Source organism: Streptococcus sp. 4886 (assembly GCF_013276485.1).
Classification (GTDB): Bacteria; Bacillota; Bacilli; order Lactobacillales; family Streptococcaceae; genus Streptococcus.
In genome coordinates, this window is sequence record NZ_VMLD01000022.1 from 63,011 (window position 1) to 76,931 (window position 13,921).

Below are 13,921 nucleotides of genomic sequence, written 5' to 3' on the forward strand. Positions count from 1 at the left end.
AATTTCTCCTATTCTATTTTAAAGGATAAAAGTAAATCTAACAAGTGTTAAGCTAAGATTTTAGAAAGAAAATTCGTGAGAAAAGGCCTTAATTATATTAATTTTACCAATTTCTAACCTAGATATAGATATTTCCTTTTATATATTGACATTTAAAAGAAATATTTTAAAATTAGGGAGAAATTATCTTAATCCCTGTGATTGGGATAAAAATTTTACGAAGAAAGTTAAGCGCTTTCTTTAAAATAATAAAATCAATCTTTTAGGAGGAGAAAATGAAGAATTCATTTTTTGAAAGACGTTGTCGGTACAGTATTCGTAAGTTATCAGTAGGAGCCTGCTCGCTGATGATTGGGGCTGTTTTATTTGCTGGTCCAGCCTTGGCAGAAGAAACTGCAGTTCCTGAAAATAGCGGAGTCAATACAGAGCTTGTTTCAGGGGAGAGTGAGCATTCGGCCAATGAAGTTGATCAGCAGAATGAAGGAGAACATGCTAGAGAAAATAAGCCAGAAAAGGCAGAAGGAGTAGCGACAGCATCTGACACTGCTTCGCCAGCAAGCAATGAAGCTGCAACTACTGAAACTGCAGAGGCAGTAAGCGTAGCTAAATCAGAGGAAAAACCAAGTGAGGTGGCTGCAGAAACACCATCTGCAGAAGCAAAACCAAAGTCTGACAAGGAAACGGAAGCAAAGCCTGAAGCAACTAGCCAAGGAGATGAGTCTAAGCCAGCAGCAGAAGCTAATAAGACTGAAAAAGAAGTCCAGCCAGATGTCCCTAAAAATACGGACAAAACATTAAAACCAAAGGAAATCAAATTTAATTCTTGGGAAGAATTGTTAAAATGGGAACCAGGTGCTCGTGAAGATGATGCTATTAACCGCGGGTCTGTCGCCCTCGCTTCACGTCGGACAGGTCATTTGGTTAATGAAAAAGCTAGCAAGGAAGCAAAAGTTCAAGCCCTATCAAACACCAATTCTAAAGCAAAAGACCATGCTTCTGTTGGTGGAGAAGAGTTCAAGGCCTATGCTTTTGACTATTGGCAATATCTAGATTCAATGGTCTTCTGGGAAGGTCTCGTACCAACGCCTGACGTTATTGATGCAGGTCACCGTAACGGGGTTCCTGTATATGGTACACTCTTCTTCAACTGGTCTAATAGTATTGCAGATCAAGAAAAATTCGCTGAAGCTTTGAAGCAAGACTCAGATGGTAGCTTCCCAATTGCCCGTAAATTGGTGGATATGGCCAAGTATTATGGCTATGATGGCTATTTCATCAACCAAGAAACAACTGGGGATTTGGTTGAACCTCTTGGAGAAAAGATGCGCCAGTTTATGCTCTATACCAAGGAGTATGCTGCTAAGGTAAACCATCCAATCAAGTATTCTTGGTACGATGCTATGACCTATAACTATGGACGTTACCACCAAGATGGTTTGGGAGAATACAACTACCAATTCATGCAACCTGAGGGAGATAAGGTTCCAGCAGATAACTTCTTTGCTAACTTTAACTGGGATAAGGCTAAAAATGATTACACTATTGCAACTGCCAACTGGATTGGTCGTAATCCTTATGATGTATTTGCAGGTTTGGAATTGCAACAGGGTGGTTCCTACAAGACCAAGGTTAAGTGGAATGACATTTTAGATGAAAATGGGAAATTACGCCTTTCTCTTGATTTGTTCGCCCCAGATACCATTACAAGTTTAGGAAAAACTGGTGAAGATTATCATAAGAATGAAGATATCTTCTTTACAGGTTACCAAGGTGATCCTACTGGCCAAAAACCAGGTGATAAAGATTGGTATGGGATTGCTAACCTAGTTGCGGACCGTACGCCAGCAGTAGGTAATACTTTTACTACTTCTTTTAATACAGGTCATGGTAGAAAATGGTTCGTAGATGGTAAGGTTTCTAAGGATTCTGAGTGGAATTACCGTTCAGTTTCAGGTGTTCTTCCAACATGGCGCTGGTGGCAAAAATCAACTGGCGATAAGTTGAAAGCAAGCTATGATTTTGAAGATGCTTATAATGGTGGAACTTCTCTCAAATTTGCAGGGGATCTTTCAGGTGCGACCAAGCAAGATGTGAACTTGTACTCTACTCGCTTGAAGGTGACAGATACCACCAAATTGCATGTTGCCCACAAAGGAGGCAAAGGGACCAAGGTTTATGTAGAATTTGCAACCAAGAAAGATTATACCTACGGTGATGAAGCTGCCCGTAAAGAATTGACAGTTTCAGATAACTGGACTACCGATGATTTTGATTTGAGTGCCTTGGCAGGTAAAACAATTTACGGTATTAAACTCTATTTTGAAAATGATAAAGACTTAAAAGGTTATCAATTTAACTTGGGGCAATTGACCATCAGCAATAATCAAGATGCTCCTCAGGCACCAACCACAGTAGCTGTAGCCAAACAAGTCCTAAAAAATGCCCAAGAAGCAGAAGCAGTCGTGCAATTTAAAGGCAACAAGGATGCAGATTTCTATGAAGTTTACGAAAAAGATGGAGACAGCTGGAAATTACTAACTGGCTCATCTTCTACAACTATTTATCTACCAAAAGTTAGCCGTTCAGCAAGTGCTCAAGGTACAACTCAAGAACTGAAAGTTGTAGCAGTCGGTAAAAATGGAGTTCGTTCAGAAGCTGCAACCACAACCTTTGATTGGGGCATGACTGTAAAAGATACCAGCCTACCAAAACCATTAGCTGAAAATATCGTACCAGGTGCAACAGTTATTGATAGTACCTTCCCTAAAACAGAAGGTGGGGAAGGCATAGAAGGCATGTTGAATGGTACCATTACCAGTCTGTCAGACAAGTGGTCTTCTGGACAATTAAGTGGTAGTGTGGATATTCGTTTGACCCAGCCACGTACAGTTGTTAGATGGGTGATGGACCATGCTGGAGCTGGTGGAGAATCTGTAAACGACGGTTTGATGAACACCAAAGATTTTGACCTCTATTATAAAGATGCGGATGGTCAATGGAAGTTGGCTAAGGAAGTCCGTGGCAATAAAGCCCATGTTACAGATATTACCCTTGATAAACCAATCACAGCTCAAGATTGGCGCTTGAATGTTGTCACTTCTGACAATGGAACTCCATGGAAGGCTATTCGTATCTATAACTGGAAAATGTATGAAAAGCTTGATACAGAAAGTGTCAATATTCCGATGGCCAAGACTGCAGCTCGTACTTTAGGCAATAACAAGGTACAAGTTGGCTTTGCAGATGTACCAGCTGGAGCTACCATTACCGTTTATGATAATCCAAATTCTCAAACTCCGCTTGCAACCTTGAAGAGCGAAGTTGGAGGAGACCTAGCAAGTGCACCATTGGATTTGACAAATCAATCTGGTCTTCTTTACTATCGTACCCAGTTGCCAGGCAAGGAAATTAGTAATGTCCTAGCAGTTTCTGTTCCAAAAGATGACAGAAGAATCAAGTCAGTCAGCCTAGAAACAGAACCTAAGAAAACAAGCTACGCCGAAGGGGAGGATTTGGACCTTAGAGGTGGTGTTCTTCGAGTTCAGTATGAAGGAGGAGCTGAGGACGAGCTCATTCGCCTAACTCACGCAGGTGTATCAGTATCAGGCTTTGATACGCATCATAAGGGAGAACAAAATCTTACTTTACAATATTTGGGACAACCAGTAAATGCGAAGTTGTCAGTGACTGTCACTAGCCAAGATGAAGCAAGTCCGAAAACTATTTTGGGAATTGAAGTGAGTCAGGAACCGAAAAAAGATTACCTAGTTGGTGATAGCTTAGACTTGTCTGAAGGACGCTTTGCAGTGGCTTATAGCAATGACACCATGGAAGAACATTCCTTTACTGATGAGGGAGTTGAAATTACTGGTTACCATGCTCAAAAGACTGGTCGTCAAACCTTGACTCTTCGTTACCAAGGTCATAAAGTCAACTTTGATGTTTTGGTATCTCCAAAAGCAGCATTGAACGATGAGTACCTTAAACAAAAATTAGCAGAAGTTGAAGCGGCTAAGAACAAGGTGGTCTATAACTTTGCTTTACCAGAAGTAAAAGAAGCCTTCTTGAAAGCAATTGAAGCGGCTGAACAAGTGTTGAAAGACCATGAAACTAGCACCCAAGATCAGGTTAATGACCGACTTAATAAATTGACAGAAGCTCATAAAGCTCTGAATGGTCAAGAGAAATTTACGGAAGAAAAGACAGAACTCGATCGCTTAACAGGTGAGGCTCAAGAACTCTTAACTTCAAAACCAAACCATCCTTCAGGTTCCGCCCTAGCTCCTCTTCTTGAGAAAAACAAGGCCTTGGTTGAAAAAGTAGATTTGAGTCCAGAAGAGCTTGCAACAGCGAAACAGAGTTTGAAAGATCTGGTTGCCTTATTGAAAGAAGACAAACCAGCAGTCTTTTCTGATAGTAAAACAGATGTTGAAGTACACTTCTCAAATAAAGAAAAGACTGTCATCAAGGGCTTGAAAGTAGAGCGTGTTCAAGCAAGTGATGAAGAGAAGAAATACTTTGCTGGAGAAGATGCTCATGTCTTTGAAATAGAAGGTCTAGATGAAAAAGGTCAAGACGTTGATCTCTCTTACGCTTCTATTGTGAAAATTCCAATTGAAAAAGATAAGAAAGTGAAGAAAGTCTTCTTCTTACCTGAAGGCAAAGAAGCAGTAGAATTGGCTTTTGAACAAACGGATAGTCATGTCATCTTTACAGCACCACACTTTACTCATTATGCCTTTGTTTATGAATCTGCTGAAAAACCACGAGTAGAATCTAATGGTGCAAATGACCTTGTTACTATCTCAACTAAACCAGAACAACAAAACACAGTCCTTTCAAAACCTACTAATCAACCTCCTTCTGATAAACAAAAGGCTCCTAAATTGGAAGTTCAAGAGGAAAAGGTTGCTTTTGACCGTCAAGAGCATGAAAATGCTGATATGCTAGTTGGGGAACAACGAGTCATCATACAGGGACGAGATGGTCTGTTGAGACATGTCTTTGAAGTTGATGGGAACGGTCAGCGTCGCCTTCGTTCAACAGAAGTCATCCAAGAAGCGATTCCAGAAATTGTTGAAATTGGAACAAAAGTAAAAATAGAACCAGCAGTAGTAGCTACACAGGAAAAATCAGCTCAAAATACAGCAGTTAAATCAGAAGAAGCAAGCAAACAATTGCCAAATACAGGGACAGTTGCTACAAATGAAGTCTTAATAGCAGGATTGGCCAGCCTTGGCTTTGCTAGTTTAGCCTTGACATTGAAACAGAAAAAAAGAAGATGAAGATTAAATAAAAGATTTTTTTTTTTTTTTGGTATAATAACTTTAAAATTATTTTTTTGAAAGGTTTTGTATTTATGAAAAATAAGATGTTTAGTGGGTATACTTTGCGCAAAAAATATGCTTTAAGAAAATTGACAGTTGGACTTTTTAGTGTAGCTGTTGGTTTGTTGAGTATTGGTCTTGTCGATGGTGTCAATTTTATTATGAATGACGATTATGGGACTGTTTATGCGGCTGAAAATTTTCATAGTATTGAAGTTGTCAATTATTATGATTATGATACTATTTATGAAGGTGATTCAAATTTGACAAAAGGTGACCATGAAGATGGTAGACAAGGTGAGAGTGGTAAACAAATCTTTGATATCGAACATGGTCTTAGTTCATCACCAATCTATAGTTTAGGTGATAATCTTAACGAAATCGTCTATCGACCTTATGAAGTGATCAAAGATAATAGGTCTAAACTTAAAGAACATTATGGTGATGGGAGTACGGGAGGGTGGGACTCTAATTATCCAGCCACTTATGATGAAATCCTAGCTGAGACTCGCACCCATAAGAAAATCTTGATTGACGATAATATTGAAGAGCCTATTTATAAGGATGACGGGACTGTTATTTTACCTCGAACTATCATTTCCAAAGTTGGTGTTAATTATCGAGGTTCTTCGTCTGAATATCTTTTTACTGAATCTGTCGAAAAAGAAGCTATTTCAAAAATCATTAAAGTTGGTAATGTGGAGAGGGTTCCTATTTCCAAAATAGCTGTAGAGACCGAATATGTTGCTAATAACACTTTGAATTACGGTGTTAGAAATATTAAATCTAATGGTAAAGAAGGTTTGCGTGAAAATGTAACGACTTATGAAGTCAATAAGTTCACTGGTGATTTGAGTAATCCAACTACTGTTGAAAATTATGTTCCGATGGAGAAGAAGGTTGTTGAAGTTGGGACTAAAGGTGATGTGGTTTTTACTAAAGTCGGAAACGATGTTGTGAAACGCACTACATCTTATACGGTAACCCCTGAGAACGGTGATGTTACACCGAATGTTAATGACGAAATCGTTAAACCAGGTGAAGTGAAAGACAAGGTTGAATACCTTAAAGTCGGAAACGATGTTGTGAAACGCACTACATCTTATACGGTGACCCCTGAGAATGGTGATGTCACACCGAATGTTAATGACGAAATCGTTAAACCAGGTGAAGTGAAAGACAAGGTTGAATACCTTAAAGTCGGAAACGATGTTGTGAAACGCACTACATCTTATACGGTAACCCCTGAGAACGGTGATGTCACACCAAGTACTTCAGAATATAAAAATTCGTCTAAATTGACTAATACAAATAACACAAATAAACCAAACGACGTTAATGTTGAAGGTGAGATTCAGACAGGTGATAATTCTCGAACTAACTTGACTGGCAAAAAAGTTTTACCAAACACAGGTGGATCTGACTCAGTTGCTATGAATTTGTTAGGTGCGTTAACACTCACTTCTGTTCTTGGTTTGGCTGCGACTAAACGCAAAACGGAAGATAATTAATCTTTAAAGAGATACCTTTGGGCTCTTTGTCAACTGTAGTGGGTTGAAGAAAAGCTATGATCGAGAAAGGACAAATTTCGTCCTTTCTTTTTTGATGTTCAGAGCGATAAAAATCCGTTTTTTGAAGTTTTCAAAGTTCCGAAAACCAAAGGCATTGCGCTTGATAAGTTTGATAAGATTATTGGTTGCTTCCAGTTTGGCGTTTGAATAGGAGAATTGAAGAGCGTTGACGATTTTCTCTTTGTTCTTTAGAAAGGTTTTAAAGACAGTCTGAAAAAGAGGATGGACCTTCTTTAGATTGTCTTCAATGAGACCGAAAAATTTGTCAGCTTCCTTATTCTGAAAGTGAAAAAGCAAGAGCTGATAGTGGTGTTTCAAGTCTTCTGAATAGCTCAAAAGCTTGTCTAGGATTTCTTTATTGGTTAAGTGCATACGAAAAGTAGGGCGATAAAAACGCTTATCACTGAGTTTACGACTATCCTGTTGAATGAGCTTCCAGTAGCGCTTGATAGCCTTGTATTCATGGGATTTTCGCTCAAATTGATTCATGTTTTGTATAAATCTTATGGGACTTTTTTCTACAACAAAATAGGCTCCATAATATCCATAGGGGATTTACCCACTACAAATATTATATAGCTGAAAAGCTAAGCTCTAGAAAGGACAAATTTCTTTCTTTTTATATAGTTTATTTTTTGTTATATAACTTTACTATTATTTCCAAGTTTTTAGTGAAATTTCTCCGCTATTTAGCCAGATTTCTTTTCCGTTATCACATTGAACTAAAAGTTTACCACTTTCAGAGATATCTTTAGCAAGTCTCTTGTAGTCTTTTTGCCCTAGTGTGAAAGTGACTTCTTTTCCAAGAACGAATGACTGTTTTTTGTATAGGTATAATAGCTCTTCTGCTGGTGTTTCGAAGAAAGCACGCCATATTTCGATAATTAATTCATTTCTTGTTATAGGTGCTGGTACTTTAAATAAACTATCAGCTTTTTCTTTTAATTCCTGAGGGAAGTCTTTAATAGTGAAATTGATACCTACTCCAATAATGATATCTGTGACTAAGCCAGTTTCTACAGAGGTCATTGCTTCAGTAAGGATTCCTCCAATTTTATGATTTTTGAGGTAGATATCGTTGACCCATTTTATGTCGACATCTATTAAAGTTAGGTTCTTAATAGCTTTGTAGATAGCTCCAGCTACAAGTAGTGTGTAGGATGCTATTTTGTCATAGTGGACCTCATTTCTAACTCAAACGTCTCATACTTAATTCCACCATAAAAATCCGTTTTAGACTAATTTCCACTTTGGTCATCCAAGTGGAAGTTACTTTGAGAAGTTACCATGGAGATTAAATATCGAAAAATATTGTGAAATCTTTCCTTATATTCCCAAAGTGTGATATAATAGTTTCGAATAAAATAAATAAAGGGGTTTTTGTAACATGGCAAAACTTACTGTTAAAGACGTTGACTTGAAAGGTAAAAAAGTCCTCGTTCGTGTTGACTTCAACGTACCATTGAAAGATGGCGTAATCACTAACGACAACCGTATCACAGCAGCTCTTCCAACTATTAAGTACATCATCGAACAAGGTGGACGTGCAATTCTTTTCTCTCACCTTGGACGTGTGAAAGAAGAAGCTGATAAAGCTGGTAAATCACTTGCTCCTGTAGCAGCAGACTTGGCAGCAAAACTTGGTCAAGATGTTGTGTTCCCAGGTGTTACTCGTGGTGCTGAATTGGAAGCAGCTATCAACGCTCTTGAAGATGGACAAGTTCTTTTGGTTGAAAACACTCGTTACGAAGATGTTGAAGGCAAGAAAGAATCTAAAAACGATCCTGAACTTGGTAAATACTGGGCATCACTTGGAGATGGTATCTTCGTAAACGATGCATTCGGTACAGCTCATCGTGCACACGCATCTAACGTTGGTATCTCAGCAAACGTTGAAAAAGCAGTTGCTGGTTTCCTTCTTGAAAACGAAATTGCCTACATCCAAGAAGCAGTTGAAACTCCAGAACGTCCATTCGTAGCCATTCTTGGTGGTTCAAAAGTTTCAGACAAGATCGGTGTTATCGAAAACTTGCTTGAAAAAGCTGATAAAGTCCTTATCGGTGGTGGTATGACTTACACATTCTACAAAGCACAAGGTATCGAAATCGGTAACTCACTTGTAGAAGAAGACAAATTGGATGTTGCGAAAGCTCTTCTTGAAAAAGCAAATGGTAAATTGATCTTGCCAGTTGACTCAAAAGAAGCTAACGCATTTGCTGGCTACACTGAAGTGCGTGACACTGAAGGTGAAGCAGTTTCTGAAGGCTTCCTTGGTCTTGACATTGGTCCAAAATCTATCGCTAAATTTGACGAAGCTTTGACTGGTGCCAAAACAGTTGTATGGAACGGACCTATGGGTGTATTTGAAAACCCAGACTTCCAAGCTGGAACAATCGGTGTGATGGACGCTATCGTGAAACAACCAGGCGTTAAATCAATCATCGGTGGTGGTGACTCAGCTGCCGCAGCGATCAACCTTGGTCGTGCAGACAAGTTCTCATGGATCTCTACGGGCGGAGGTGCTTCAATGGAACTTCTCGAAGGTAAAGTATTGCCAGGTTTGGCTGCACTTACAGAAAAATAATTTCAGCCCGTTAGTCTCTACAAAATCCTGATTTTGTAGAAAAAGGAACAAAACTGAAACGTTAACAAAAAGGTGGCTATGTCACCTTTTTGTGTTAGTGGAGGTATTTGTGACGCGGTGGTGGGGCATCAATGGAGCTTCTTGAAGGTAATACTCTTCGAAAATCTCTTCAAACCACGTCAACGTCGCCTTGTCGTACTCAAGTACAGCCTGCGGCTAGTTTCCTAGTTTGCTCTTTGATTTTCATTGAGTATAAAGTGCTTCCAGGACTTGCAGCCTTGACAGAAAAATAAGATTAACTAAATGAATCAAAGAAGAGAGGGATGAAAGTTCCTCTTTTCTTTTGCTTAAAATAAAAACGCTTCCTCTCAACTATTACTCATAAAAATCACCGATTTATGATAAAATGGAAATAGAAAGTTGAGATTATGAGTTATTTTAAAAAATATAAATTCGATAAATCCCAGTTTAAACTTGGTATGCGAACCTTTAAAACAGGTATTGCTGTTTTTCTAGTTCTCTTGATTTTTGGCTTTTTTGGCTGGAAAGGTCTTCAAATCGGTGCTTTGACAGCCGTTTTTAGCCTGAGGGAGAGTTTTGATAAGAGTGTCCATTTTGGGACTTCGCGTATTCTAGGAAATAGTATCGGTGGCCTCTATGCCTTGGTTTTCTTCCTAATAAATAGTTTTTTCCACGAAGCCTTTTGGGTGACCTTGGTAGTTGTTCCAATCTGCACCATGTTAACCATTATGACAAATGTAGCCATGAATAACAAAGCAGGGGTTATTGGTGGTGTAGCGGCTATGTTAATCATTACCCTATCGATTCCGAGTGGAGAGACAATTTTGTACGTATTTGCGCGTGTATCAGAAACGTTCATGGGAGTTTTTGTCGCAATTCTCGTAAATTACGATATTGATCGTATTCGACTCTTTTTAGAGAAAAAAGAAAAATAATGTTATATTTTATAACATTATCAATTGACGTTTGTCTTTTTTTAGACTATAATAGACAGAAAGAAGGAAATTGTAAATGAAGGAAAAAGAATTTCGCCGAAATATGGCTGTTTTTCCTATCGGCAGTGTTATGAAGTTGACCGATCTATCGGCGCGTCAGATTCGTTATTATGAAGATCAAGAGTTGATTAAGCCTGATCGAAACGAAGGGAACCGTCGCATGTATTCCTTGAATGACATGGATCGTCTGCTTGAAATCAAAGATTATATCTCTGAAGGTTATAATATCGCTGCCATTAAGAAAAAATATGCTGAACGTGAAGCGAAATCCAAGAAAGCGGTGAGTCAGACTGAGGTGCGCCGTGCACTTCACAATGAACTCCTCCAACAGGGTCGCTTTGCTTCAGTACAGTCACCTTTTGGTCGCGGTTAGGCAACCGCAAGTAGTCATACATTAAGGAGAAAACTCATGCCAATCACAGCTGCAGATATTCGTCGTGAAGTCGAGGAAAAAAATGTTACCTTTATTCGTCTCATGTTTTCAGATATTTTGGGAACCATGAAAAACGTCGAAATTCCTGCTACAGATGAACAATTAGATAAGGTCTTGTCAAATAAGGCTATGTTTGATGGATCTTCTATTGAAGGTTTTGTACGTATCAATGAGTCAGATATGTACTTGTACCCAGACTTGGATACATGGACAGTCTTCCCTTGGGGAGATGAAAATGGAAGTGTTGCAGGTTTGATCTGTGATGTCTATACAACAGAAGGTGAACCATTTGCAGGTGACCCTCGTGGCAATTTGAAGCGTGCTCTTCGTCACATGGAAGAAGTAGGATTCAAATCCTTCAACCTTGGTCCAGAGCCAGAATTCTTCCTATTTAAGTTGGATGAAAATGGAGATCCAACACTTGAAGTGAATGACAAGGGTGGCTACTTTGATTTGGCGCCTACTGACCTTGCGGACAATACACGTCGTGAGATTGTGAATGTCTTGACCAAAATGGGATTTGAAGTAGAAGCGAGTCACCACGAGGTTGCGGTTGGACAACATGAGATTGACTTCAAGTACGATGAAGTTCTCCGTGCTTGTGATAAGATTCAAATCTTTAAACTTGTTGTTAAAACCATTGCTCGCAAACACGGACTTTACGCAACCTTTATGGCCAAACCAAAATTTGGTATTGCCGGATCAGGTATGCACTGTAATATGTCCTTGTTTGATACAGAAGGAAATAACGCCTTCTTTGATCCAAATGATCCAAAAGGAATGCAGTTGTCAGAAACGGCCTACCATTTCCTTGGCGGATTGATTAAGCATGCCTACAACTATACTGCCATCATGAATCCAACGGTTAACTCATACAAACGTTTGGTTCCAGGTTATGAAGCGCCTGTTTACATTGCTTGGGCTGGTCGTAACCGTTCGCCACTTGTGCGCGTGCCTGCTTCACGTGGTATGGGAACTCGTCTTGAGTTGCGTTCAGTGGATCCGATGGCAAACCCATACATCGCTATGGCGGTTCTTTTGGAAGTTGGTTTGCATGGTATTGAAAATAAAATCGAAGCGCCAGCTCCTATCGAAGAAAATATCTACATCATGACAGCAGAAGAGCGTAAGGAAGCTGGTATTACAGACCTTCCATCAACTCTTCACAACGCTTTGAAAGCTCTGACTGAAGATGAAGTTGTCAGAGCAGCTCTGGGAGAACATATCTATACTAGTTTCCTTGAAGCCAAGCGAATCGAATGGGCAAGTTATGCAACCTTCGTTTCACAATGGGAAATTGATAATTATTTAGACCTTTACTAATACTAATATAGAAGAAAGATTGCCTGAGGGCGGTCTTTTTTTCTTGTATTTTATATCGAGGTGTGATATATTTTATATAACGAAGTGCGATATATCGAATTTAATAGGAGGTGAATGCAAATGGAATTAACGGATAAGATTCGTCGAGTTTATCTTCCGATGACGGAAACGGGTTTTTATATCTTGTTCTGTCTGCAAAAGGAAGGTCATGGTTATAGTATTACGCAAAAGGTCAAGGAGATGACAGATTCTCAAGTTTCGATTAGTCCTGGGACTATGTATGGAACCTTGTCAAAAATGGAAAAGGATGGTTTGATTTCCTTTGTCCGTGAAGAGGAAAAACGGAAAATCTATCAGATTACAGACTTGGGACGAAAAGTCTTAGATATTGAATTGAAGCGTATTGAACGGCTCTATAGAAACAGTCTGGAGGAAAGATGATGGAAAAGAAGGTTGTTTATAGAATTGCTACCATTGCGGATTATGATAGAGAGGCATTATATCTTAGAAAAATGCATGCTGAGGGCTGGAAACTCAAAGAAGTAACCTATTCTAACTTAGTAGTTGCAGTTAAGTATACCTTTGAAAAGTGTCAGCCTGAGCAGGTATCATATCAGTTGGACTTTTATCCTATGAAAAAATCAGATAGAGCCTCCTATTTACAATTATTTAAAGACTGTGGCTGGGAGCATATTACAGACTTTAATGGGTTTTCCTACTTTAGAAAGCTTCGTTCTGGAATTGAGTCGGATGCCGAGTTTGAAATTTATAATGACGCGGCCGGGAAGTTAGCTATGGTCAAACGGATTTTAACGAGGCGGATGCTTCCTATTTTGCTTCTCTTTTTAGCTCTACTACCGATTTTTTCAAAGTTTGTCAGTGGAGTTAGTTCTTTCAGTTGGGCATTGTTTTTAATTTTCATAATAGATGGTGTTTTATTAATAGTTTTTGCGATTCAGATTTCTTATATTCTTTGCAGATTGAGTCAAAAGTGGAAAGAATTATCTAATAAATAACACCAGGCATGTTTTCTAATTTTGGGGTAAGATAATGAAAAATAAACTACAATTTCGAATTTTCACCATTGTTGATTTGGATAAGGAAGAAGATTATTTACATGAGATGCACTTGAAAGGTTGGAGATATAGAACTAGTCGTTTTGGTTTGTTCTATTTTGACCAATGTCAACCAGACGATGTCATCTACTGTATCTATGATTCTAGGTTTCTTAAAAAATATAAGCATGAACTGCAAGATTTTAGAAATAGAGGTTGGGAATTGATAGAAACAGGTTTTTGTTCGATTCTTCGTAAATCGGCTTCTGATATACTTTCAGAGGATCAAGTCTATATGAGTAAGAATCTCAGGTGGGAAGTTATGCGATCTAGACTTCGTTCCTGTACAGCTACTTTCTTAGGTGGTTTGGTTGTTTGTATGAGTTTATTTAAAGAAGAACTTTCTATGTCTTTCTTCGTTATTTTTCTTTTATATGCTCTCTTGATTTCCTATCTAATCTATGGTTTTTTAAGACTTAAAAGGAAATACCAAGTAGATGAACAGTAATTTTCTAGGTCTTCAGACCGATTTTTAGCACTCTTGATAAAAGAGTGCTAATTTTTGAGTTTTTATCTTGACATTCTCTTCTAAGGGTGTATAATAGAATCATA

Annotated in this window: 9 protein-coding genes and 2 pseudogenes; 9 read left to right on the forward strand and 2 right to left on the reverse strand. The window is 38.7% G+C overall.

All coding sequences use genetic code 11. The features are described 5' to 3' along the window. The first annotated feature begins 275 nt into the window (after nt 1-275). Both HT679_RS09565 and HT679_RS09570 read left to right on the forward strand, forming a co-directional pair. On the forward strand, nt 276-5,285 hold the full coding sequence (locus tag HT679_RS09565; protein ID WP_173214335.1) for a bacterial Ig-like domain-containing protein: 5,010 nt from the start codon (nt 276-278) through the stop codon (nt 5,283-5,285). A gap of 86 nt (nt 5,286-5,371) precedes the next feature. Continuing rightward, nucleotides 5,372-6,838, forward strand: a complete 1,467-nt coding sequence (locus HT679_RS09570; protein ID WP_173214336.1) for a YSIRK-type signal peptide-containing protein — start codon at nt 5,372-5,374, stop codon at nt 6,836-6,838. 54 nt (nt 6,839-6,892) lie between these two features. Here HT679_RS09570 and HT679_RS09575 read toward each other — a convergent pair. Together HT679_RS09575 and HT679_RS09580 are read right to left on the reverse strand one after the other, a co-directional pair. After that, nucleotides 6,893-7,402 (reverse strand): annotated as a pseudogene (locus HT679_RS09575) (transposase); the annotation flags it as partial. 150 nt (nt 7,403-7,552) lie between these two features. After that, nucleotides 7,553-8,074: pseudogene (locus HT679_RS09580) on the reverse strand (biotin--[acetyl-CoA-carboxylase] ligase); the annotation flags it as partial. A gap of 211 nt (nt 8,075-8,285) precedes the next feature. Between HT679_RS09580 and HT679_RS09585 the strand changes: the two are divergent. From HT679_RS09585 to HT679_RS09615, 7 genes are all read left to right on the forward strand, one after another. Beyond that, nucleotides 8,286-9,482, forward strand: a complete 1,197-nt coding sequence (locus HT679_RS09585; RefSeq protein WP_173214337.1) for a phosphoglycerate kinase — start codon at nt 8,286-8,288, stop codon at nt 9,480-9,482. A gap of 428 nt (nt 9,483-9,910) precedes the next feature. Then, a complete protein-coding gene (locus tag HT679_RS09590; protein WP_000119914.1) occupies nt 9,911-10,438 on the forward strand; it encodes an aromatic acid exporter family protein in 528 nt (175 codons plus the stop codon). A gap of 76 nt (nt 10,439-10,514) precedes the next feature. Next, nucleotides 10,515-10,871: a transcriptional repressor GlnR gene (gene glnR / locus HT679_RS09595; protein ID WP_000659547.1), complete on the forward strand. Its 357-nt coding sequence runs from the start codon at nt 10,515-10,517 to the stop codon at nt 10,869-10,871. A gap of 36 nt (nt 10,872-10,907) precedes the next feature. Beyond that, complete coding sequence (glnA, locus tag HT679_RS09600; RefSeq protein WP_173214338.1) at nt 10,908-12,254, forward strand: type I glutamate--ammonia ligase; 1,347 nt, start codon at nt 10,908-10,910, stop codon at nt 12,252-12,254. Nucleotides 12,255-12,374: 120 nt separating this feature from the next. After that, complete coding sequence (locus tag HT679_RS09605) at nt 12,375-12,695, forward strand: PadR family transcriptional regulator (protein ID WP_049510185.1); 321 nt, start codon at nt 12,375-12,377, stop codon at nt 12,693-12,695. Continuing rightward, nucleotides 12,695-13,270, forward strand: coding sequence for a DUF2812 domain-containing protein (locus tag HT679_RS11675; RefSeq protein WP_173214433.1), 576 nt, complete (start codon nt 12,695-12,697; stop codon nt 13,268-13,270). Before HT679_RS09605 ends, HT679_RS11675 begins: the two co-directional genes overlap by 1 nt. A 34-nt stretch (nt 13,271-13,304) precedes the next feature. After that, nucleotides 13,305-13,817, forward strand: a complete 513-nt coding sequence (locus HT679_RS09615; RefSeq protein WP_173214339.1) for a DUF2812 domain-containing protein — start codon at nt 13,305-13,307, stop codon at nt 13,815-13,817. Nucleotides 13,818-13,921 lie beyond the last annotated feature (104 nt).